This window comes from Bacteroides sp. B1-V-101, from assembly GCF_023656585.1.
In the GTDB taxonomy this organism is placed as follows: Bacteria; Bacteroidota; Bacteroidia; order Bacteroidales; family Bacteroidaceae; genus Bacteroides; species Bacteroides thetaiotaomicron.
Genome location: NZ_JAMOKH010000001.1, coordinates 245,957 through 266,447, shown reverse-complemented (window position 1 = coordinate 266,447; position 20,491 = coordinate 245,957). Strand labels below are relative to the sequence as shown.

Annotated in this window: 25 protein-coding genes, 1 tRNA gene and 1 pseudogene; 13 read left to right on the top strand and 14 right to left on the bottom strand. The window is 42.4% G+C overall.

Features of this window, described 5'->3' with window-relative positions:
- Positions 1–20 precede the first annotated feature (20 nt).
- Positions 21–494: a 23S rRNA (pseudouridine(1915)-N(3))-methyltransferase RlmH gene (gene rlmH, locus NBH01_RS01195; RefSeq protein ID WP_008762204.1), complete on the top strand. Its 474-nt coding sequence runs from the start codon at positions 21–23 to the stop codon at positions 492–494.
- 28 nt (positions 495–522) lie between these two features.
- Here the strand turns inward: rlmH and NBH01_RS01190 are convergent, their stop codons facing one another.
- Both NBH01_RS01190 and queF read right to left on the bottom strand, forming a co-directional pair.
- Positions 523–1,161, bottom strand: coding sequence for an HD domain-containing protein (locus tag NBH01_RS01190; protein WP_118337330.1), 639 nt, complete (start codon positions 1,159–1,161; stop codon positions 523–525).
- A gap of 31 nt (positions 1,162–1,192) precedes the next feature.
- On the bottom strand, positions 1,193–1,648 hold the full coding sequence (queF, locus tag NBH01_RS01185) for a preQ(1) synthase (protein ID WP_008762202.1): 456 nt from the start codon (positions 1,646–1,648) through the stop codon (positions 1,193–1,195).
- A gap of 377 nt (positions 1,649–2,025) precedes the next feature.
- On the opposite strand from queF, the gene NBH01_RS01180 reads away from it, so the two are divergent.
- Positions 2,026–2,232 (top strand): hypothetical protein, encoded by a 207-nt coding sequence (locus NBH01_RS01180; RefSeq protein ID WP_011107865.1) that lies wholly within the window; start codon positions 2,026–2,028, stop codon positions 2,230–2,232.
- 44 nt (positions 2,233–2,276) lie between these two features.
- On the opposite strand, the gene queC is transcribed toward NBH01_RS01180, so the two are convergent.
- The 7 genes from queC to NBH01_RS01145 form a co-directional block, all read right to left on the bottom strand.
- Entirely contained in the window at positions 2,277–2,936 is a 660-nt protein-coding gene (gene queC, locus NBH01_RS01175) for a 7-cyano-7-deazaguanine synthase QueC (RefSeq protein ID WP_072066536.1), read from the bottom strand.
- Positions 2,937–2,992: 56 nt separating this feature from the next.
- Positions 2,993–3,673, bottom strand: a complete 681-nt coding sequence (locus NBH01_RS01170) for a queuosine precursor transporter (protein ID WP_008762200.1) — start codon at positions 3,671–3,673, stop codon at positions 2,993–2,995.
- Between the two features lie 142 nt (positions 3,674–3,815).
- Positions 3,816–4,103, bottom strand: coding sequence for a winged helix-turn-helix domain-containing protein (locus tag NBH01_RS01165; RefSeq protein WP_008762199.1), 288 nt, complete (start codon positions 4,101–4,103; stop codon positions 3,816–3,818).
- Complete coding sequence (locus NBH01_RS01160) at positions 4,088–4,678, bottom strand: hypothetical protein (protein ID WP_008762198.1); 591 nt, start codon at positions 4,676–4,678, stop codon at positions 4,088–4,090. Before NBH01_RS01160 ends, NBH01_RS01165 begins: the two co-directional genes overlap by 16 nt.
- A gap of 59 nt (positions 4,679–4,737) precedes the next feature.
- Positions 4,738–6,915, bottom strand: a complete 2,178-nt coding sequence (locus tag NBH01_RS01155) for an outer membrane beta-barrel family protein (protein ID WP_117979916.1) — start codon at positions 6,913–6,915, stop codon at positions 4,738–4,740.
- A 4-nt stretch (positions 6,916–6,919) separates the two neighbouring features.
- Entirely contained in the window at positions 6,920–7,294 is a 375-nt protein-coding gene (locus NBH01_RS01150; RefSeq protein WP_008762156.1) for a DUF2141 domain-containing protein, read from the bottom strand.
- Between the two features lie 248 nt (positions 7,295–7,542).
- Complete coding sequence (locus tag NBH01_RS01145; RefSeq protein ID WP_008762155.1) at positions 7,543–8,046, bottom strand: RNA polymerase sigma factor; 504 nt, start codon at positions 8,044–8,046, stop codon at positions 7,543–7,545.
- A gap of 163 nt (positions 8,047–8,209) precedes the next feature.
- On the opposite strand from NBH01_RS01145, the gene NBH01_RS01140 reads away from it, so the two are divergent.
- On the top strand, positions 8,210–9,499 hold the full coding sequence (locus NBH01_RS01140; RefSeq protein WP_008762154.1) for a DcaP family trimeric outer membrane transporter: 1,290 nt from the start codon (positions 8,210–8,212) through the stop codon (positions 9,497–9,499).
- Between the two features lie 105 nt (positions 9,500–9,604).
- On the opposite strand, the gene NBH01_RS01135 is transcribed toward NBH01_RS01140, so the two are convergent.
- Positions 9,605–11,038 (bottom strand): OmpP1/FadL family transporter, encoded by a 1,434-nt coding sequence (locus tag NBH01_RS01135; RefSeq protein ID WP_011107869.1) that lies wholly within the window; start codon positions 11,036–11,038, stop codon positions 9,605–9,607.
- A 209-nt stretch (positions 11,039–11,247) separates the two neighbouring features.
- Between NBH01_RS01135 and NBH01_RS01130 the strand changes: the two genes are divergently transcribed.
- The 6 genes from NBH01_RS01130 to NBH01_RS01105 all read left to right on the top strand — a co-directional run bounded on the left by NBH01_RS01130 (position 11,248) and on the right by NBH01_RS01105 (position 16,032).
- Positions 11,248–12,249 carry a 2-hydroxyacid dehydrogenase gene (locus tag NBH01_RS01130; protein ID WP_008762152.1) on the top strand — a complete coding sequence of 334 codons (1,002 nt, stop codon included), beginning with the start codon at positions 11,248–11,250 and terminating at the stop codon, positions 12,247–12,249.
- Positions 12,250–12,309: 60 nt separating this feature from the next.
- Complete coding sequence (locus tag NBH01_RS01125; protein ID WP_055229339.1) at positions 12,310–13,014, top strand: pirin family protein; 705 nt, start codon at positions 12,310–12,312, stop codon at positions 13,012–13,014.
- Positions 13,015–13,048: 34 nt separating this feature from the next.
- The gene (gene pdxH / locus NBH01_RS01120; protein ID WP_008767942.1) at positions 13,049–13,690 is read left to right on the top strand and encodes a pyridoxamine 5'-phosphate oxidase; all 642 of its coding nucleotides are present in this window, start codon (positions 13,049–13,051) and stop codon (positions 13,688–13,690) included.
- Positions 13,691–13,758: 68 nt separating this feature from the next.
- Complete coding sequence (locus NBH01_RS01115) at positions 13,759–14,490, top strand: MBL fold metallo-hydrolase (protein WP_055229340.1); 732 nt, start codon at positions 13,759–13,761, stop codon at positions 14,488–14,490.
- Positions 14,491–14,504: 14 nt separating this feature from the next.
- Entirely contained in the window at positions 14,505–15,638 is a 1,134-nt protein-coding gene (locus NBH01_RS01110; RefSeq protein WP_008762149.1) for a DUF4468 domain-containing protein, read from the top strand.
- Between the two features lie 13 nt (positions 15,639–15,651).
- Positions 15,652–16,032: a VOC family protein gene (locus NBH01_RS01105; RefSeq protein WP_048698209.1), complete on the top strand. Its 381-nt coding sequence runs from the start codon at positions 15,652–15,654 to the stop codon at positions 16,030–16,032.
- A gap of 59 nt (positions 16,033–16,091) precedes the next feature.
- Here NBH01_RS01105 and NBH01_RS01100 read toward each other — a convergent pair whose 3' ends face one another.
- Together NBH01_RS01100 and NBH01_RS01095 are read right to left on the bottom strand one after the other, a co-directional pair.
- Positions 16,092–16,544 (bottom strand): hypothetical protein, encoded by a 453-nt coding sequence (locus NBH01_RS01100; RefSeq protein WP_008762147.1) that lies wholly within the window; start codon positions 16,542–16,544, stop codon positions 16,092–16,094.
- Positions 16,545–16,730 (bottom strand): hypothetical protein, encoded by a 186-nt coding sequence (locus NBH01_RS01095; protein WP_008762146.1) that lies wholly within the window; start codon positions 16,728–16,730, stop codon positions 16,545–16,547.
- A 99-nt stretch (positions 16,731–16,829) separates the two neighbouring features.
- On the opposite strand from NBH01_RS01095, the gene NBH01_RS01090 reads away from it, so the two are divergent.
- The gene (locus NBH01_RS01090; protein ID WP_008762145.1) at positions 16,830–17,561 is read left to right on the top strand and encodes a class I SAM-dependent methyltransferase; all 732 of its coding nucleotides are present in this window, start codon (positions 16,830–16,832) and stop codon (positions 17,559–17,561) included.
- Positions 17,562–17,720: 159 nt separating this feature from the next.
- Here NBH01_RS01090 and NBH01_RS01085 read toward each other — a convergent pair whose 3' ends face one another.
- Positions 17,721–18,323: a TlpA family protein disulfide reductase gene (locus tag NBH01_RS01085; RefSeq protein WP_011107875.1), complete on the bottom strand. Its 603-nt coding sequence runs from the start codon at positions 18,321–18,323 to the stop codon at positions 17,721–17,723.
- A 101-nt stretch (positions 18,324–18,424) separates the two neighbouring features.
- On the opposite strand from NBH01_RS01085, the gene NBH01_RS01080 reads away from it, so the two are divergent.
- A tRNA-Thr gene (locus tag NBH01_RS01080) sits at positions 18,425–18,498 on the top strand.
- Between the two features lie 84 nt (positions 18,499–18,582).
- On the opposite strand, the pseudogene NBH01_RS01075 reads toward NBH01_RS01080, so the two are convergent.
- Positions 18,583–18,813, bottom strand: a pseudogene (locus NBH01_RS01075) (DMT family transporter); the annotation flags it as partial.
- A gap of 293 nt (positions 18,814–19,106) precedes the next feature.
- Between NBH01_RS01075 and NBH01_RS01070 the strand changes: the two are divergent.
- Both NBH01_RS01070 and NBH01_RS01065 read left to right on the top strand, forming a co-directional pair.
- Entirely contained in the window at positions 19,107–19,841 is a 735-nt protein-coding gene (locus tag NBH01_RS01070) for a hypothetical protein (protein WP_008767933.1), read from the top strand.
- A 185-nt stretch (positions 19,842–20,026) separates the two neighbouring features.
- Complete coding sequence (locus NBH01_RS01065) at positions 20,027–20,476, top strand: hypothetical protein (RefSeq protein WP_225693665.1); 450 nt, start codon at positions 20,027–20,029, stop codon at positions 20,474–20,476.
- Positions 20,477–20,491: the final 15 nt, after the last annotated feature.

The following is a 20,491-nucleotide window of genomic DNA, read 5'->3' as shown; positions in this document are numbered from 1 at the left end:
CGAATCAGAATATCAGACGCATGAAAACAACTTTGCTCGTCGTTGGACGAACCGTAGAACAACACTATATTACAGCTATTAATGACTATATTCAGCGTACCAAACGCTTCATCACTTTTGATATGGAAGTGATCCCCGAACTGAAGAACACCAAGAGCCTTTCGATGGAACAGCAGAAGGAGAAAGAAGGGGAACTGATATTGAAAGCGTTGCAACCGGGGGATGTGATCGTACTGCTCGATGAGCACGGGAAGGAAATGCGTTCACTCGAATTTGCCGATTACATGAAGCGGAAGATGAATACAGTGAATAAGCGGTTGGTATTTATCATCGGTGGTCCTTACGGATTTTCGGAGAAGGTGTATCAGGTAGCTAATGAAAAGATTTCAATGTCGAAGATGACGTTTTCACATCAGATGATACGGCTGATCTTCGTGGAACAGATTTATCGGGCGATGACGATATTGAATGGAGGGCCGTATCATCATGAATAACATGCCTCCATTCAACAGCAAACTCTCCTTATCCTGCTGAGTTTTCCGCTAAATATAATTTATCAAATACGGTCCGCAGTTCTTCCTCATTCTCCATCAACTGACGCAACTCCGCCAACCGTCCGGCATTATCAGACTGGGGTATCCATAACTTCAGATACCCTCCTTCTGCATATTTATCGGCAAGATGTTTCCGGAAGCGTTCATACTGCTGCTCTTTATCCATCTCCGGATAATGAGACAAACCATACTGTACGGTACGCCGCAGTGTTACTTCCGGATCAATAATCCGGTCTGCCTCAGCCACTATTTTCCCGTAGATACTTCGCGGAGCATCTCGGTTGGAGGCACGATGATCCTCTATCGCTTCCTTCATCTGCAGCATTTGTTCATCGGTAAACCACTGACGCAAAGTTTCATCCGCCAACAATATTTTGCCCGAAACGATATGATGAAATTCACGTCCCTCGCATAAACCCAAGTCGTGATAAGCGGCAACCGTATAAACCATTGCAGAATCGACTTCATAATGAAGAGCCAGCTTCAGACTTTCTTCGATCACTTTTTCTGCATGGTCAATCTGATGTGCTTTATCAAAGCCGGCATATTGCGGGATAATCCTTTCCTGCACGTATCTCTGCAATTCAATAGGTATATTATGAGTCATATTCTGCTCGTATTATTATTTTTATATCTGGTTATTCCCGATTCATCAACCGGTGCTCTGCCATCTGTTCGAACTTCGTTCCCGGACGGCCATAATTGGCATACGGATAAATCGAAATACCGCCACGTGGAGTAAAGATACCCGTAACCTCGATATATTTGGGATTCATCAGTTTTATCAAATCTTTCATGATGATGTTCACACAGTCTTCATGAAATGCACCATGATTACGGAAGCTGAACAGATAAAGTTTCAAACTCTTGCTTTCCACCATCTTAATGTCGGGGATGTAGCTGATACGTATTTCTGCAAAGTCAGGTTGTCCGGTTATGGGGCACAGGCTTGTAAATTCGGGACAGTTGAAACGTACCCAGTAATCATTTTCCGGATGCTTATTATCGAAAGCCTCCAATACTTCAGGAGCATAGTCTTGTTTATACTCCGTTTTTCTTCCTAATAAGGAAAGTTGGTCTTTTAATTCAGCCATTGTTTAATATAGTTTTAAACTCTCTTCATATAGAAAAAAACGCAAAACATCTTTCACCTGTCACCATATTCTCTGAAACGGCTTATCCATCGATGGTTCAGCGGTGAAAGATTGATTATTGCAATCTTTCACCGATCTTTCATCTTTCACCATCCGGTATTCCTATTATCATCCGGTACTCCTATTATCAAAACGACCGTTGCTTTTAGTCGTTTCCTATAAAGGAATGAAGTGTTTCACTATGATGGAACTCTAGTTTCAAAGCCTTGAAACTAAAAGTTTCGAGCGTATGAAACTATGGTTTCAAGTAATAGAAACTAAAGTTTCAAGCCTATGGAACTAAGGTTTCAAACCTATGGAACCAAAGTTTCAACCGCTTGAAACTTCTTGAAACAACCGGCAATGACTTCTTTACCCTTGCACATCCCGAAATGAAACGAACACCAATAATAGAATGGCAAGCAGCTGTCAGCAACAATAAAGGTGACAATAAAAAAGCATTTATCGGTTATTATCACCCTATTATCACCATCTATTATCACCCTTTATTCATTCGTAATCAAGGAGTTAATCTTCAAAAGTGACAAGTGACAATAAAAAACACGTTTTTAGTCTCTATGTAGAGATATTATTGATTCTTCTTTTTTAAATACTTCTCCAGTCCTTCACGACGCAGCGTACAGGCGGGACAATGCCCACAACCATCCCCCTGAATGCCATTATAGCATGTCAAAGTCTCGTTACGGATCAAATCCAGTACTCCCAATTCATCTGCCAAAGCCCAAGTTTCTGCTTTATCAATCCACATCAGAGGGGTATGAATCACGAATTGTTCATCCATTGCCAGGTTTAATGTCACATTCAAAGACTTAATAAACGCGTCCCGGCAATCGGGATAGCCGCTAAAGTCAGTCTGAGAAACTCCCGTCACCAAATGGTTGATGCCACGTTCGCGGGCATATACCGCAGCAATACTCAGGAAAAACAGATTACGTCCCGGAACAAAAGTATTGGGGACGCTGCCTGCGGGCTTTTCCTGATCCATTGCCATCGTGGTGTCAGTCAACGAATTATGTCCCAATGTTCCTATGAAAGACACATCCATCACATCAAATTCCACTTCTGCCTTTCGGGCTATTTCTCTGGCGAGTTCCACTTCTTTCTGGTGCTTCTGACCATAAAGGAAACTCAAAGCGTACACTTTTTTAAAGTTGCGTTTCGCCCAAAAGAGGCAAGTGGTAGAATCCTGTCCGCCACTGAACACAACCAATGCAGTCTCTCTGTTCATCATAAAATTCTCTTTATATTCTCAGCCCTCGAAGCAGGCCGGAAGAAGTCGTTTCATTAAATATCTTTGACTTTCAGTACGTTATAAGAAATATTAGTATCGTACACGTCACTGCCGTCTACCTTCTTAATCACTTTCACCACACGGATAGTCACCGGCAGGATGATTACTTCGTACATCGATTTCAGGACAATCTGAAGTCCCATCATGATAAGCAGTTCTTTCCAGGCAATGATGCCTCCGAAAGCTATCGGGAAGAAAATCAACGAATCGGCAGTCTCGCCGACAATCGTTGAGAGAATAGCCCGGGCAGAGAAGTTCCGCCCCTGACTGGCAATCTTCATCTTACTCATCACATACGCATTCAGGAATGAACCGACAAGGAAAGCCATCAAACTGGCTGCTACGATGCGGGGAGCCATACCGAATACAAAATCGAAATGCTCTTCGCCTTCCCAGAACGGAGCAGCAGGTATCGCAACAGCTATCAAGCCAAGCCCTACCACAAAGAAGTTCATGGCAAAACCACTCCAGATAATAAGACGTGCTTTCTTGAATCCCCAAACTTCGGCGATACAATCATTAATGATATAAGAAATAGGAAAAACCAATAATCCGGCTGTGACAGTCAGGCTGCCGACCTGAATTACTTTCGTTTCAAGAAGATTGGCTGCAATGAGGCATACATTGAAGAGAATGCCCAGCAACATAAAAGGTACTGATACTTTTTCTTTCATAACTCCTGTTTTTTACGTGGTGTTCTAGAATACACGACCGCTATTCACGGCATCATACATCTTTTTACTTGTTTCGGGGTGCAAAGGTAGAAGAAAAAAGCGAGAAGGCAAAGTTATCCGATAACTTTATTCGGGGCATGAACTACAACCCCGAAAGATACTCCTTCAGCGTCTCCACATATTCCTCCATCGCTTTCCTGCCTCCGGCAGTGATCCGGCAGGCAGTACGCGGCCTTTTGCCTACAAAGCTTTTTTCCACCTCGATATATCCGGCTTCACTCAGCTTATCCAACTGCACACTGAGGTTTCCCGCTGTCGACTGGGTCTTCTCTTTCAAGTAGACGAACTCAGCCTCCTCCACCGTCAGCAGAATCGACATTATAGCCAAGCGAAGCTGTGAATGCAAGATAGGATTCAGTTCTTTAAACATTGCTTCTTCATCTGTTTATTCATAATATGTCCGGGGACAATCATCATCACTATAAAGATGGCAGCAAACACCAGATATACCCCGCTTCCATGAATAAAAAGCATGGAAAAAGAAAGGGCGATACCAGTCATCCCTGCTATACTAAGCGGCTTGTACTTACATACCAACCCCGTAAGAGTAGCCCCCATCCCCATCAATAAGGAAATTACAAACAGAATATCAATACGGACAACAAATGCCATGCAAGACAGACAAAAACCTACTACTCCAAACACAGCCCATATCTGACCAGTCACCCGGTCTATGTAATTTTTTGCTCCCTTATTCTTGTCTTTCCTATTAAAAAAGATAGTCAGCGGTCCGGCAATGACAGGCAAAGCAAACCAGAGAAAATTGATCTGCCACACTCCCGTCTGCAAATAAAAGTACCATACCACAAGTGATATAGCCACAGTAGTATATCCCCATATCAATAATGGGTAGGCTGCATAACGGGCTGTATTGTCCTGCGTCTCCCGAATCATGCGGGCAATCAGTTCCAAACTCTCTTTCTCTGAAATTCTCTTGTCTTCCATATTCTATCAATTTTGTTTCAAAAATAATATTGTTTACGTAATAAACCAAAAATCCTTGTCTATTTTCCTTCGATACGGCTTCTTTCACTTGCCGATTTTTTTTCTACAGTCACCGCACCCGATTTCTTTCCATGATTGAAATTCCAGGTAAATGTGAGTTTCATCAGTCTTCCGCTCGAAGCCAGTTCAAAACGATTTTGAGATGAATAACTCGGTACATTGCTGAAATAAGAATTATATCGGTTGAAGATATTGTCTACCCCCAAAGTAGCTACACAACGCCCGTCTTTCCATTTTTTGCGGAGGTGCAGGTTGAATGTATGACGAGGATCGATCCCGCTATTACCGGAATACAACCGGCTAACTCCATTATATTGTGCTTCCAACGAATAGTCTGACGGTAAAAGGACCGTAGCATTAGCATTGGCGAAATAAAGGAAGTGCCCAAAGTAATCGTCCTCCCGATACATGCGGATATCTTGCCTCACTCCGATAAAGCTGGCATTCAGATTCAGCCAATTGAGCGGCTGCCAGGGAGCAGTGATGGCTACGAACCAATGGTTCTCACGATTGTGATTCTCATTGATGACATATGATATATCCGAATTCTCCGCATCTTCTTTACCAAACTGACGGATCAGATCATGGTGCAAATTGCCGCCAACAGTCAATGTATACCGGAAGTTATAGACCAGCGTAATACTGAATTTATTAATATAAGTAGGACGCAACATCGGGTTGCCTATCAGATAACTGTATTCGGAAGTCTGAATCCGGTTCGGGTTGAGAGCCGAAAAAGTCGGACGTTCTATATAGCGTCCATACTGACCGATAAGCATCCACTTGTGAATTTCATCAAAATAGAAATTTCCATCGATATGTGGAAACCAATCCCAGTATTTTCTCGTCCGACGTTCTGTTTCATTGGAGGTTTGCGTATATTCTCCCCGAAGTCCAATATGAACAGATCCTCTTTTCATATCCAGAGAATAAGTTCCGTATAAAGCACCGATATTCTCGTGATAATCGAGTTCATATCCATAAGCAACATTGGGCTTCCAACTTTCGTCAGGCTCCAGCCCTTCGTAACAGGCATCATCTTTCATTCCCGTATAGGTATATTTCATTCCTATCTGGAAAAACGATTTCTTATGTAACTGTTGTTTCCACGACAGATCGGCAGTTGCGATCTGATAAGTGGCATTAGAGCGGGAACGGTAAACGGTATCTTTATTTAGAGCACCTATCTCCTGAAAAATTTGATACTGATTTCTGCCATGCAGATCTTTAGAGATATAGTCGGTGACAAGCTTCAGCACCGAACCGTCCTTATCCAGTTTATGTATATAGTTGGCAGTAGCTGTATACATATTGTAAGTCTCTTTCTGACGATACACACCCTGACTTTCCATATCCAACGGTCCTACCGACAGAGTAGAGTAACTCTGAGACGGCCAGATGTATCCGCGACGAACATACTCCAGCTCTACTCCCAGACTATTGGAAGAGTCCATCGTATAAACTGTTCCCATCCGAATCGTCCCGTAACGCGAAGGCTGCTTCATACGGGCCAGACTGGAAAAACCTTTATCTCCCGCTACATAATCACGGGTAACATACAAATCTCCTTTATTCTGAGGAACCAAAGTACCGGAAGCAAATCCATAGGTATCCCACTTCCCACTATGATAATTCAAGCTACCGCTAGGCTGATAAGATTGCAAGAAAGAGGCAAAAGAAGCATTCATAGAAAGATTTCCCTGAAATCCTTTGTCCATATAACGTCTCATTATAATATGTATAGCACCTCCCTGAGCATCGGCATCCTTATCGGCTCCCGCCATTGGAAGCACTTCAACGCGGGCAATATCGTCCGATTTCAAAGAACGGAGATAGCCTATCAGCATCTCTCCGGTAAGTTTTATCTCCCTATTATCTACAAACACCTTCGTGCCGGAAGAACCATTGATGGAAATCCGCTCGTCGGACAACCATACTCCGGGCGCTTGTTGAAGGAGTTCGACTCCGTCTTTGTTCTGTGCAGGAGGGACGGACAGGATAAAACGGTCTGCCTTCCGTTTCACAGGACTTGTCCGTACCACCACTTCCTGCAACACATAAGTGGAATCTTCTGTCAGAGTATCATTCACAGCCATCGGCCGAGCAGTCGTCGAAGTCTGCCTCCAAGCAGTAACTCCGGTAAAGCCGGCCAATATCAGAAATATCAGGTATCGCATACTGTTAGTCATTTACCGGATAATACATCTTCATTTTAACGGTAGCCGAAGCATCCGCCTCTTTCTTGCATTTTTCCCGGGCATACCCTTCTACCGGTATTCCCTGTTCATTCATGTCCAATTCCCAGTTTCCGTTCTCATCATGGAAAAGAGAGATTAAAAACTTTTCCCATGGAACATCTTTTAGAACAACAGTCACTGTATCTTTAACAGCAGTAGCCATCGCATATACCGGCTTCGATTCCGAATCCTGTTGTGCCATGACCATAATAGCGCCTTTTGCACTACGAATACCCCGCACTTCTACTTTTACTTCTTGTGCAAAAGTAACAACGTGGTAACAAATAATCCCTAAAGCAATGAATAACAAGCGTTTCATCTTTTACTTTCCTCCAATCAATTAGTTGATACGATTTAATTAGTTTATTTTATAAACTATATATGGATTAAAAAAAGTAAGGAGCTGCGCATCTCTCTTACTCGATGCAAATATAAATAGGTTTATTTTATAAACCAAGTATTTCGGAAGAATATTTCAAATTAAATAAGCCTTCCTGTCATTCGTCGTATTTTGACAGGAAGGCTTCACTTTGACCTTAAAACACATCACTCAATTAGAAAGTTGCATCAGGAGAAGTCTTTCAATTCTTCTTTCAGACGCTTGCGGATAAAGAAAAGTCGGCTCTTTACCGTCCCCATCGGCAATCCTAATTTTTCGGCAATTTCCCTGTATTTAAATCCAGCTACAAACATCTGGAAAGGAACTTTCATATCTTCGGGGATGGAATGGATCACTCTATACAGCTGCTTCATGTCATAAGCAAACTCGAAACGGTCGCCTTCTTCATCTTCTATCAAACTTTGCTGATTGATGGAATAGGTATCATCAATCAAATTCATTTCACGGACCGTGCGCCGGTAGTTGTTGACAAAGATATTACGCATGATGGTAAACATCCATCCTTTCAGATTCTTGGCATGCGTAAATTTCTCATGATTATCCAATGCCTGCAATACACAATCCTGAACTAAGTCGTTGGCAGAATCACGGTCTGAAGTCAACTTATATGCGAAACGATGCAGGTCTGACTCCATCGCCAATATTCCTTGAGTAAAATCTACTTTTTCCATTCTCGTATTTTATTTATCTAATTAGTACGATACAAAGATCCGCTTTTTTAGAACGATTATAAATAGCAATTCTTCCGATAAGTTTGGCAATTTTTCCTTAGCCCCTCTCAACCATTTCTTTTTTTAGTTGTTCATTGGGCATTCACCTAAAACTTAACTGATAATGAAAACAAGCTTTAAAATGGTAGCTATGCTACTGGGGATCGGAATTTTCCCCGTCTGTGCTCATGCGCAAAAGAAAGTAGTCATCGAGGATGAGGAACCGAATTCCATCATGTTCGTCTCCAGGGACAAGGCCGGAGATGAAATCATCCGAATCATGAACGACCGCTCTCAGATGCGTTTTCACGACCCGAATGCTCCCCGCTTCCTTCTGACGGATCAGAAAGGAAAATTCGCCCTTGGTATCGGTGGCTACGTACGTGCGACGGCAGAGTATGATTTCAACGGCATCGTTGACGATGTGGATTTCTATCCGGCATTGATCGGACAGCCCGGAAAGGGAAATTTTGCCAAGAATCAATTTCAGATGGACATCACCACTTCTACCCTATTCCTGAAATTGGTAGGACGAACCAAGCATCTGGGCGACTTCGTGGTGTATACCGCCGGAAACTTCCGTGGAGATGGGAAGACGTTTGAACTTCAAAATGCGTATGCGCAGTTCTTAGGATTTACCATCGGATACAGCTACGGTTCATTCATGGACCTTTCGGCTCTGCCTGCAACAATTGACTTCGCCGGTCCGAACGGTTCCGCTTTCTATCGTACCACTCAACTGAGTTATATGTGCGATAAACTGAAAAACTGGAGATTCGGCGTTGCCATGGAAATGCCTTCGGTAGACGGTACAACGAATAGCGATGTATCTATCAACACGCAACGAATGCCGGATTTTGCAGCTTCTGCACAGTATAACTGGAATAGTAACAGTCATATTAAGTTGGGTGCAATCGTACGCAGCATGACTTATTCAAGTAATGTGCACGACAAGGCTTTTTCGACTACCGGATTTGGCCTGCAAGCATCTACCACCTTTAATGTAACCAAGAAGTGGCAAGTGTTCGGACAGTTTAATTATGGAAAAGGAATTGGTTCTTATCTGAACGACTTAAGTAATCTGAATGTGGACATCGTTCCCGATCCGGATAATGAAGGCAAGATGCAGGTTCTTCCGATGCTGGGCTGGTATGCGGGGTTGCAATATAATATTTGCCCGAATATCTTTGTATCCGGTACATACAGCTTATCCAGACTTTACTCTGAAAACAACTATCCGAGCGATAATCCGGAAGCATACCGAAAAGGACAGTATTTCGTAGCAAATGCTTTCTGGAATGTGACTAGCAATATGCAAGTAGGTGTTGAATATCTGAGAGGATGGCGCACTGATTTCAACTCTTCTACCCGCCATGCCAATCGGTTGAATATGCTGGTACAATATTCTTTCTAATCTATTACATATACATATATAATATTAGGTATATATAATATGAGAAGCCGCCTCTGAACAATGTTCGAGACGGCTTCTTTAATATAAAATCGTAGCGGATTAATATTAGAACTTATAGTTTACACTTACACCAAACACTTTGTTTGTACGACTATAAACATCTTTATCCATTGAAGCCATAGCCCCATCCAAGCCACGTGGATTTTCTTTGGTATAATCGCTGTAGGTAGTCCAGAAATAAGCAACATCTAAACTTAACGCCTTACTAAGATTAATACGACCGCCCAAACCGACTGAATAAGAATCACAAGAGAAACTTGTGTCTGTCTGGAAAGCATCGCTCAATCCATAATCAGTTTTCTGATAACCACCACTGACTGTGAATATTTTGTTTATATCCCATTCTACACCAGCCAGGTATTCGTGTGTTCCATGTTTCAATGTCTTCTGCTTGTTATCAGCCATACCTGCATTCTTGTCATCAAAGAAATGATACTCTACTGAAGCACGAAGAGAAGGCAAGAATTCATAACTTGCTGCTACAGATAACATAGAAGGGAGGTCACTTGGAGTATTCACACCATGCTGATAAGGTGCCATATAGGCAGCAGCAGCATCCGGAAATTCCAATTTATGTGTATTGTTCTCAATATTCATATTAGCTTTGAACTCATACTTCGCAGCCAAATTCAACTTACCGAACTTAGCGTCTACACCGATAATCGGCGTCAATCCCCAACCTGTCTGGTCACAATCCAGTTCAAGCTTCGTATCATTCAGTTTCTGAAGCATAGGTGCAGATTGTTCTTGTGCAATCTGCTGTGCCTGTTCTAAACTCAAATTAGGATTAGCCCCCATAATTTGTTGTACTATAGCAGCACCGATCTGTCCTGCTACTCCTTCTTTCAAGGCAATATTCAGAAAACCTTTATATCCACCTGTAAAGTAATTCATACGGGCTCCGGCAAAAACTGAAAAGTGTTCATTAATCTTATAGCTTGCCCCTAACTGCAAACCATAAATATATTGACGACCTTCCATGGCTGAATTGATATTGTACATATTAGGTTTCAACATATCACTTGTAGAATTTACCAAGCCGATAGCAGCTGCATCAAACATAGGCAAACCTGTATTGAAAGAAGCTTTTCCACCACCACCAACGATAGCGAAACTACCGGAAAATGCCCAGTCACCATTCTTATATACAGCATGTACAGAAGGGATAACGGGAGCCGAAGCTTTTCCTTCATAATTGCGCACGGAAGTCTGTCCATCCATAGTCCACAAAGGACTTGTAGCAGCAATATCACGAGTCTGATATGCACTCTGAATAGTCAGTGCTACCTGTAAACCGTTTTGGGGAAGGAATGCCAGTCCGGCAGGATTACTATAAACTCCATCAATATCAATGGAAGCGCCGCGGGCTATCATGCGCAAGAAAGCAGCATTCTGATTCGTATTAGTTAGATAATCTCCGGCAAAAGTTGGAATTGAAACGATTAACATTACAAATCCAATCAAGAAATTTTTTCTCATCTAAATCTTTTTTAAATTAATTCGGGCGCAAAGATACAATATTCCTGCACACGAGACGTATGTTTGTGCACTTATTTTCGTTTACCAGCTCATTTTGATTGAAAATAAAAACTGTTTCTAATGAAACAATTCACATTCAGAGCGGAGGTAAAGATAAACAAACCACCCTGTTTTTACGTTTATTAATAAGAATAAAAACAGAAAATATTATGGCCTATACAATTGCATTTTTCGGAACAAAGCCTTATGACGAAGCTTCTTTCAACGATAAAAACAAAGAGTTCGGATTTGAATTCCGTTATTATAAAGGACATCTGAATAAGAATAACGTGCTATTGACGCAAGGAGTAGATGCGGTCTGTATCTTTGTCAACGATACGGCCGATGCAGAAGTCATTCATGCTATGGCAGCCAACGGAGTAAAACTGCTGGCACTCCGATGTGCAGGATTCAATAATGTAGACCTGAACGCTGCCGCCACTGCCGGAATCACCGTTGTACGGGTTCCTGCATATTCGCCTTATGCCGTTGCCGAATATACCGTAGCACTCATGCTCTCTCTCAACCGAAAGATTCCACGCGCTTCGTGGCGTACAAAAGACGGAAACTTTTCCCTTCACGGTCTGATGGGATTCGACATGCACGGTAAGACGGCAGGTATCATCGGTACAGGAAAAATCGCCAAAATTCTGATTCATATCTTAAAGGGATTCGGAATGAATATACTGGCTTATGACCTTTATCCCGACTACAACTTTGCCAGGGAAGAACAAATCGTTTATACTTCTCTGGACGAATTGTACCATAGTTCCGACATTATTTCCCTACATTGCCCGCTTACCGAAGCCACCAAATATCTGATCAATGACTACTCCATCAGCAAAATGAAAGACGGAGTCATGATCATCAATACCGGTCGTGGACAATTGATTCACACCAATGCCCTGATCGAAGGCTTAAAAAACAAGAAAATCGGTTCTGCCGGATTGGATGTGTACGAGGAAGAAAGCGAATATTTCTACGAAGACCAGTCCGACCGCATCATCGACGACGACGTGCTTGCCCGTCTGCTCTCATTTAACAATGTGATTGTCACTTCGCATCAAGCCTTTTTCACACGTGAAGCAATGGGAAATATCGCCATGACCACACTTCAGAATATCAAGGATTTCATCAACCACAAGCCTTTGCTAAATGAAGTGAAGAGATAGAACCTTTACCTGACTTCCCTTGTTACAGAAGTATATAAACAATTAGAAAAGGAGAAAATTATGAAGAAAGTAATACATAAAGCAGATACAAGAGGACATTCCCAATATGACTGGCTGGATAGTTACCATACCTTCAGTTTCGACGAATACTTCGATTCTGACCGTATAAACTTCGGTGCCCTCCGCGTATTGAATGACGACAAAGTCGCCCCCGGAGAAGGGTTCCAAACCCATCCGCATAAAAATATGGAGATTATCTCCATTCCATTGAAAGGACATCTGCAACATGGTGACAGCAAGAAAAACAGCCGTATCATCACTGTCGGAGAGATTCAGACGATGAGTGCCGGAACGGGTATTTTCCACAGTGAAGTGAATGCCAGCCCTGTAGAACCGGTAGAATTCCTGCAAATATGGATTATGCCGAGAGAGCGGAATACACATCCTGTCTACAAGGATTTTAGCATCAAAGAGCTGGAACGACCGAACGAACTGGCAGTGATTGTATCGCCCGACGGCAGTACTCCCGCTTCACTTCTACAAGACACCTGGTTTTCTATCGGAAAGGTGGAAGCCGGAAAGAAACTCGGCTATCACTTGCACCAAAGTCATGGCGGCGTATACATTTTCCTGATTGAAGGAGAAATCGTAGTAGACGGCGAAGTGCTGAAACGTCGCGACGGAATGGGTATCTACGATACGAAAAGTTTCGAACTCGAAACATTGAAGGACTCACATATCTTATTGATAGAAGTACCGATGTAGAAATTTGGAATTAGAAATCATGAATCTTGAATGAATGAAGAATATAGCTGATATCCGGCAAGAATATACCAAAAGCGGGTTAAGGGAAAGCGAACTTCCCTGCGACCCGCTTTCACTTTTCAGCCGCTGGCTACAGGAAGCCATCGACGCAAACGTAGAAGAACCGACCGCCGTCATTGTAGGTACCGTATCTCCCGAAGGCAGACCCTCGACCCGTACCGTACTGCTGAAAGGACTGCATGACGGAAAGTTTATCTTCTATACCAACTACGAAAGCCGTAAAGGAAGGCAACTGGCACAAAATCCATACATTTCACTTTCCTTTGTCTGGCATGAACTTGAAAGGCAAGTACACATCGAAGGTACTGCCGCGAAAGTTTCTCCGGAAGAATCAGACGAATATTTCCGGAAGCGCCCTTATAAAAGCCGCATCGGTGCACGTATCTCTCCACAAAGCCAGCCTATCGCAAGCCGGATGCAACTGATACGCGCTTTCGTCAAAGAAGCTGCCCGATGGCTGGGAAAAGAAGTGGAACGCCCTGACAACTGGGGCGGATATGCCGTCACTCCTACCCGGATGGAGTTTTGGCAAGGACGCCCCAACCGGTTACATGATCGCTTCCTGTATACCCTAAAGACGGATGGAAAATGGGAAATCAATCGACTTTCTCCCTGATTTCACTGATTTTTCTTGCCAACTCCAACTAGAATACGTAATATTGCAACTGTAAAAATAATCAGCTCATGACACTGGATTATATTTATCATAGCGGTTTTGCCATCGAAGCAGAAGGTGTGACCGTCATCATCGATTATTACAAAGATTCTTCGGAAACTGAACATAACCGGGGAATCGTACATGACTACCTCCTGCAAAGACCGGGTAAACTCTATGTATTGGCCACTCACTTTCACCCCGACCACTTCAACCGTGAAATACTGACGTGGAAAGAAGCGCATCCCGACATCCGGTACATTTTCTCCAAAGATATTCTGAAAAGCCATCGTGCAAAGCCCGAAGACGCTACCTATATTAAAAAAGGAGAAACCTACGAAGACGAGACGATCCGCATCGAAGCATTCGGCTCGACCGATGTCGGCAGTTCGTTCCTGATCAATCTGCAAGACTGGAACATCTTCCATGCAGGCGATCTGAACAACTGGCACTGGAGTGAAGAATCTACCGAAGCGGAGATACGAAAAGCCAACGGAGACTTCCTTGCAGAAGTTAAATATTTAAAAGAAAAAGCACCGAAGATCGATTTAGCGCTGTTCCCAGTGGACCGCAGGATGGGAAAAGATTATATGAAAGGTGCAAAACAGTTCATCGAACAAATAAAAACTACTATATTTGTACCCATGCACTTCAGTGAAGACTACGAAGGCGGAAATGCCCTCCGTGATTTTGCCGAAAATGCAGGATGCCGGTTTGTCAGCATCACCCATCGGGGCGAAAGTTTTGAAATAACCAAATAAACACAATAATAATTATGAATAAGTTAACAATCCTGTTTCTTACCATGCTTCTCACATGCCTGCCAATGGCAATGAGAGCCGAATCGCACAAAGAAAAAAGAGATGATACCAGATACCTTGCGGGAGCTGTTCCTGTAGTAGATGGTAAAGTAGTATTTTCCAAGGAATTCCAGATTCCCGGAATGAGTCAGAAGCAAATCTACGACACTGTCATGAAGTGGATGAACGAACGTCTGAAAGAAAACAATAATCCGGACAGCCGCGTCGTTTTCAGCGATGAAGCACAAGGAACCATCGCCGGTGTAGGTGAAGAATGGATCACATTTTACTCCAGCGCCCTGTCATTGGACCGCACTTGGGTCAATTATCAGATCACTGTTACCTGCAAACCGGGCAGTTGCTTGGTAGAACTGGAAAAAATCCGTTTCACCTACCGCGAAACAGAAAAATACAAAGCAGAAGAATGGATTACAGATGAATATGCACTGAACAAAGCTAAAACCAAACTGGTACGCGGCTTGGCTAAATGGCGCAGAAAAACGGTAGACTTTGCCGATGACATCTTTATGGATGTAGCTGTAGCCTTCGGTGCTCCCGATACTCGTCCGAAGTCTGAGAAAAAGAAAAAAGAAGAAGAAGCACAGAAGCCGTCTATCGTTGCTGCTGCAGGTCCGCTGGTGATTGGTCAGGGCGGTAAAGTTACCACTGCAGAAGCAGATCAGACAACTACTCCTGCTGCTACTTTAACTCCTGCAACTCCTGTCGGCAAGGCTTCAGCAGATATGCCAGGATATACAGAAATCGATCTGAAGCAGATTCCGGGTGATGTATACGCATTGATGGGCAATGGAAAACTGGTGATCTCTATCGGCAAAGATGAATTCAACATGACCAATATGACAGCCAACGCAGGCGGCGCACTGGGTTATCAAAACGGTAAAGCCGTAGCTTATTGCACACTTTCTGCCGATCAGCCCTACGAAGCGATAGAAAAAGCAGAAACTTATACACTGAAACTATACGCTCCGAACCAAACGACTCCTTCGGCTGTTATCGAATGTAAGAAACTGCCTTCACAAACGACTCCGCAAGCCGGACAACCCCGTACGTATGTCGGAGAAATCGTGAAGCTATTGATGAAAAAATAACAAGATAGCAATCATGGAAATTAAAAGTAGATTTGATCACTTTAATATCAATGTAACGAATCTGGAGCGAAGCATTGCTTTTTATGAAAAAGCGCTTGGCTTAAAAGAACATAGTCGGAAGGAAGCTTCCGACGGTTCTTTCATCCTGGTCTACCTGACGGACAACGAAACCGGCTTCCTACTGGAACTGACCTGGCTGAAAGATCATACCTCCCCCTATGAACTGGGAGAAAACGAAAGTCATTTATGCTTTCGTGTAGCCGGCGACTATAACGCCGTACGGCAATATCACAAAGAAATGAATTGTGTCTGTTTTGAGAATACAGCCATGGGGCTTTATTTTATCAACGACCCGGATGACTACTGGATAGAGATACTTCCACAAAAGAAGTAACCTTATAAAAAGAAGCGGGGCAGGATGATCATCCTGCCCCGCTTCTTTTTATAAGGTTGTTAGCTATTCATGACATAACACATCCCCAAAATGCTTGAAATAATGAAAAAACATCCGGGAATAAATAAACGAACAAACAATCTTGTCAATTGCATTTTTTGCTCGACAAACATTGCATCATTATCCAAATTATACCAAACCGTAACTTTATCACCTATATGAAAATCTTTCGGGTAATATGAAAATTGTGTGATATCCTCCACAATAATATTGGGATTGATAGACCGACAGCATTTTTCACCCTCTCCTTCTAATGTAAATTCAACAGACGGGCGCATAAGAAGCTTTCCATCCTTCACATAAGTATCAACATCCACTACTATTCCATCTATCTTCTTAATGTATTTCGTTTCGACTCTCTTGATTAAAAGACAAAACATCCTCATCTTAATGATCAAACCAAGTCCATGGCCAGCCAGCAAAAGTGCTAGTATACAAACAATTGTTCCCATTTATTTTTTATGTCGGTTAGCTCTCTTTTTCCGAATATCCGCTTTCATCTTCGCGGCTCCGGAACCATGTTGTCCACGAATATAAGTCGCTTTCTTCGCTTTCGTCTTCACTTTCTCCTCCTCCTGGGGCTTATCTTTCTTACCTTTAAAGACGATTCCACCCATGATTGCATCTTCTATACTCATATATATTACATTGTTAGCATTCACATTTCTGATGCAAAGATAAGCCTTTTCTACGGAATTGTTTATCTTTGGCGGATAAAACAATACATAATCACCAAAATGGCAACAATAACCCTTTCCGCAGAAAAGGACCCGATGGGAGCTGCAATCTCCGATTATTTCAATCATCACAGAGCTGACCGCTTGCGAGTATTCTCTTCTCAATTCGAAGAAGATGAAATCCCCGTTAAGGAATTATTCCGAAGTATACAGTCCATGCCAGTCCTCGAACGCACTGCTCTGCAAATGGCTACGGGAAGAATATTAGATGTAGGAGCCGGAAGCGGCTGCCACGCATTGGCACTTCAAGAAATGGGAAAAGAAGTTTGCGCCATTGACATCTCTCCGCTTTCCAACGAAGTAATGAAACAACGCGGCGTCAAAGATTCCCGCCTCATCAATCTCTTTGACGAAACATTCACCGAAACATTCGATACGGTTCTGATGCTGATGAATGGTTCGGGCATCATAGGAACACTAAATAATATGCCTGCCTTTTTCCAACGGATGAAACGCATCCTACGCCCTGGCGGATGTATTCTGATGGATTCAAGTGATTTGCGCTATCTTTTCGAAGAAGAAGACGGTAGCATGCTTATCGATCTGGCAGGCGATTATTATGGAGAAGTAGATTTCCAGATGCAATACAAGGATGTAAAAGGAGATACATTCGACTGGCTATATATCGATTTTCAGACTCTTAGCCTATACGCCTCCGAATGTGGATTCAAAGCGGAATTAATCAAAGAAGGAAAACATTATGACTATCTGGCAAAGCTGAGCCTTGCCTGACAGCGTATTATTTTAATCAGAAAAAGCCCTATTCAGGATAGTGACACTATCACATCAGAATAGTGTAACCATACTAACGATATAGTGTCACCATCCCAGTATGATAGTGACACTATATTTATTGTGCCCGCATCCGGTTCAGAGACCGGCAATAAGCACTTATTTCAGCATTTCATTGATCTGCTGAACCAGTGAAGCGAACTCTTCTTCATTATACAGACGAGTCAGTTTTACAATCTTTCCTTCCCGGTCTATCAGCACATTCCGTGTGATTCCGGCATCACGCAATGCATATTTTGCAAAAATATCAGCTCCCGGATCCAGTCCCAGCGGGTAAGTCACTCCGGTAGACTTTGCGAAGGCAAGCACTTTTTCAAGCGGTTCGTCACGGTCTATTCCAATCAGTGCAAAGTCTGCATTATCCTTATGCTTCAGCCAAATGTCTTTTTCTATAAAAGGCATTTCCTTACGGCATACTCCGCACCAACTTGCTGTAAACTGCAACATGACAACCTTCCCACGAAGAGATGACAAAGTCACTTGTTTGCCATCCGTCAATGTAATCGTAAAATCAGGGGCCATCTCCCCTATTCTGACAATATATCCTGTACTATCAGCCTGTGCCGACGTCGCTTCAGCAGTCACTTTCACTGCGTCGGAAGCACTTTCAGTAGCTTCTGCTCCTTTCTTCTGGCCTGAACAAGCCAGTAAACTAACGGCTAATAAAGCCACACCACATACATTCATAATTTTCTTTTTCATCTTCTTGCAATCATTAGTGAGACTGCAAATATAAAAAAAGTACACGATGTATTTGCATTTTTAAAATAAATTCGTACCTTTGCACCCGCAAAACAGAAAACGCCTCTTTAGCTCAGTTGGCCAGAGCACGTGATTTGTAATCTCGGGGTCGTTGGTTCGAATCCGACAAGAGGCTCTCCTCAAAATTCAAATGCCGCTATATGCGGCATTTTTTATATCCTTTTCATTCGATGTTCACGAAACACAACCATGCTTACCCCCTCAACAGGCTCAAAGCAAACACAACTGCCAAATCCTTTCTTTTCAACCGAAAGTCACAGCCGGAAAATAATCCGAATATGATTAACACTACCGAAGCTATCCCCCAACGATAAGAAAGTACTTCGAAAGCTGAAAAACCGATCAGCAATAAAGTGATGAAAAAAACGGAGCCAGTCCAAAAGTGGAAGAGTGAAACTGCCGCATAAAGTATGCCTTTGATACGATTCATGAATATATTCAACTAAAATCCGATATTTATGACTGCAAAGATATAAATATAAATCCAAGAAGATACCAAACAGGAAGAATAATAGATTTGCAAATAAAAAACCTTCCATTTATTATTTGTTTTTAAATAAAAGAATGTATTTTTGAAACCATATATATAGCTAATATTATCATATATATTATTAATATACTATATATCAATATTTTAATATTATATTTATATATAAACAAATATCTTATAAAACAAACACTATTTTCAAGAAGCAATAAATAACCAATTAAAAAACAAAGATTATGGCATTATTTGTAAATCCCGGCAAAGATTGGGAAAAGAACATGAGTGAAGAAGACATCGCACAAATGGAATCACAAGGTTATGATGTAACAGAACTACGCGCCAAACGCGCGAAATCTACAGAGGAAGAAGAAAAAGAGCGCCTCCGCGAAAAAGAAGAGCGGGAAAACTTCAAGAATCCGACTAACCTGAACAAACTCGCCCCTTACCTGCAGACACCACGTGACATGAGCACTTCTTTTTTCAAAGCTACGGCAGGCAGCGCCCCCTGGCTATTCAAAGATCGTTGGAAAAGAAAATACACCGAGGCTCCCATTGTTTATGCCGCGGTAGTGCAAGCTAATACCGCCCTATGGATGCCCGGTAATAACGACTATTATCCTGCCGTATTTGTTTTTGCACTTGATCAAAAACACATTCACGACACCGAATGGCTAAAACAAATAGCAGAAGAAATAAATGTATTGCAAGATGCCGACCAAATCCCCGGTGATTGCCGCAAACTAATACAGACGTTACGTGATGATACCAGCGAATTCTGTTTTCGTATCGGCAAAAGTGTATGTGGTGACGCCAACGCATGGTGTGCCACCTATAAATTCGACAAACAGACAGCACTGCCACGCAAGGCTTTACCATCCGATGGCATCGTCCCTTTTCTATTAAAGTCCGCCCCGGTAGAAAATCAATTTGTTGATTTCAAACTAATCCCGACTGAATTTTATATCGGCTAAAAATAGATAAGCAGAAATAGGCAAACCGAAAATAAACAATATTTTTTTCATCATTTATAATTATATCTCACATAAGGAATATGCATGCATACATTATCCAACAACTAATAAGAATTATATTGTTTATCATTATCGGTTTGCCTATAGGACTAAAAAGTTTTGCCCAAGAAACAAAACGTTTCTATATGGAACTGGACACTCCCCGCAATGGAGCCAAAGCAGGACAAGAGCTTGAATTAAAATACATCAGCACAGCCGATTTCGATTCTGTATCTCCACCCGACTTCGGAACGCTTATAGAAACAGTTGAAGGAGCAACACCACACAAAGCTGGTCATACAGTAAAAAACGGCATATTGACAGATATCTACGAGCAGGGATTCAGCTACCGCATACGTTTCAAGAAGCCAGGAAACACCAAACTACCTCTGGCATCCATCAAGGCAAACGGAAAGGAATACGAAACACCTCTGACCAGTGTATGGGTACATCCGGTCGATACCAATATCGACAGTGTAAAATGCAGCATTCAGCTGGAGGATTCTTATCGCAAAGGAGTTTTCACTGCTATCGGGATCTGCCTCTTAATCGCTTGGTTATTGATCCGCTTATCGTTTCAGAAACAGAAGAAATAAAGAGACAGGATAAAA

Bases quoted from the DNA above. Each gene is read 5' to 3' on its own strand.
- NBH01_RS01065 (WP_225693665.1), top strand. From the start codon at position 20,027: ATGGAACTGGACACTCCCCGCAATGGAGCCAAAGCAGGACAAGAGCTT.
- NBH01_RS01190 (WP_118337330.1), bottom strand. From the start codon at position 1,161: ATGACTCATAATATACCTATTGAATTGCAGAGATACGTGCAGGAAAGG.
- queF (WP_008762202.1), bottom strand. From the start codon at position 1,648: ATGGCTGAATTAAAAGACCAACTTTCCTTATTAGGAAGAAAAACGGAG.
- queC (WP_072066536.1), bottom strand. From the start codon at position 2,936: ATGAACAGAGAGACTGCATTGGTTGTGTTCAGTGGCGGACAGGATTCT.
- NBH01_RS01115 (WP_055229340.1), top strand. From the start codon at position 13,759: ATGACACTGGATTATATTTATCATAGCGGTTTTGCCATCGAAGCAGAA.
- NBH01_RS01160 (WP_008762198.1), bottom strand. From the start codon at position 4,678: ATGGAAGACAAGAGAATTTCAGAGAAAGAGAGTTTGGAACTGATTGCC.
- NBH01_RS01165 (WP_008762199.1), bottom strand. From the start codon at position 4,103: ATGTTTAAAGAACTGAATCCTATCTTGCATTCACAGCTTCGCTTGGCT.
- NBH01_RS01130 (WP_008762152.1), top strand. From the start codon at position 11,248: ATGGCCTATACAATTGCATTTTTCGGAACAAAGCCTTATGACGAAGCT.
- NBH01_RS01170 (WP_008762200.1), bottom strand. From the start codon at position 3,673: ATGAAAGAAAAAGTATCAGTACCTTTTATGTTGCTGGGCATTCTCTTC.
- NBH01_RS01150 (WP_008762156.1), bottom strand. From the start codon at position 7,294: ATGAAACGCTTGTTATTCATTGCTTTAGGGATTATTTGTTACCACGTT.
- NBH01_RS01155 (WP_117979916.1), bottom strand. From the start codon at position 6,915: ATGCGATACCTGATATTTCTGATATTGGCCGGCTTTACCGGAGTTACT.
- NBH01_RS01070 (WP_008767933.1), top strand. From the start codon at position 19,107: ATGGCATTATTTGTAAATCCCGGCAAAGATTGGGAAAAGAACATGAGT.
- NBH01_RS01110 (WP_008762149.1), top strand. From the start codon at position 14,505: ATGAATAAGTTAACAATCCTGTTTCTTACCATGCTTCTCACATGCCTG.
- rlmH (WP_008762204.1), top strand. From the start codon at position 21: ATGAAAACAACTTTGCTCGTCGTTGGACGAACCGTAGAACAACACTAT.
- pdxH (WP_008767942.1), top strand. From the start codon at position 13,049: ATGAAGAATATAGCTGATATCCGGCAAGAATATACCAAAAGCGGGTTA.
- NBH01_RS01100 (WP_008762147.1), bottom strand. From the start codon at position 16,544: ATGGGAACAATTGTTTGTATACTAGCACTTTTGCTGGCTGGCCATGGA.
- NBH01_RS01085 (WP_011107875.1), bottom strand. From the start codon at position 18,323: ATGAAAAAGAAAATTATGAATGTATGTGGTGTGGCTTTATTAGCCGTT.
- NBH01_RS01090 (WP_008762145.1), top strand. From the start codon at position 16,830: ATGGCAACAATAACCCTTTCCGCAGAAAAGGACCCGATGGGAGCTGCA.
- NBH01_RS01125 (WP_055229339.1), top strand. From the start codon at position 12,310: ATGAAGAAAGTAATACATAAAGCAGATACAAGAGGACATTCCCAATAT.
- NBH01_RS01135 (WP_011107869.1), bottom strand. From the start codon at position 11,038: ATGAGAAAAAATTTCTTGATTGGATTTGTAATGTTAATCGTTTCAATT.
- NBH01_RS01145 (WP_008762155.1), bottom strand. From the start codon at position 8,046: ATGGAAAAAGTAGATTTTACTCAAGGAATATTGGCGATGGAGTCAGAC.
- NBH01_RS01140 (WP_008762154.1), top strand. From the start codon at position 8,210: ATGAAAACAAGCTTTAAAATGGTAGCTATGCTACTGGGGATCGGAATT.
- NBH01_RS01095 (WP_008762146.1), bottom strand. From the start codon at position 16,730: ATGAGTATAGAAGATGCAATCATGGGTGGAATCGTCTTTAAAGGTAAG.
- NBH01_RS01105 (WP_048698209.1), top strand. From the start codon at position 15,652: ATGGAAATTAAAAGTAGATTTGATCACTTTAATATCAATGTAACGAAT.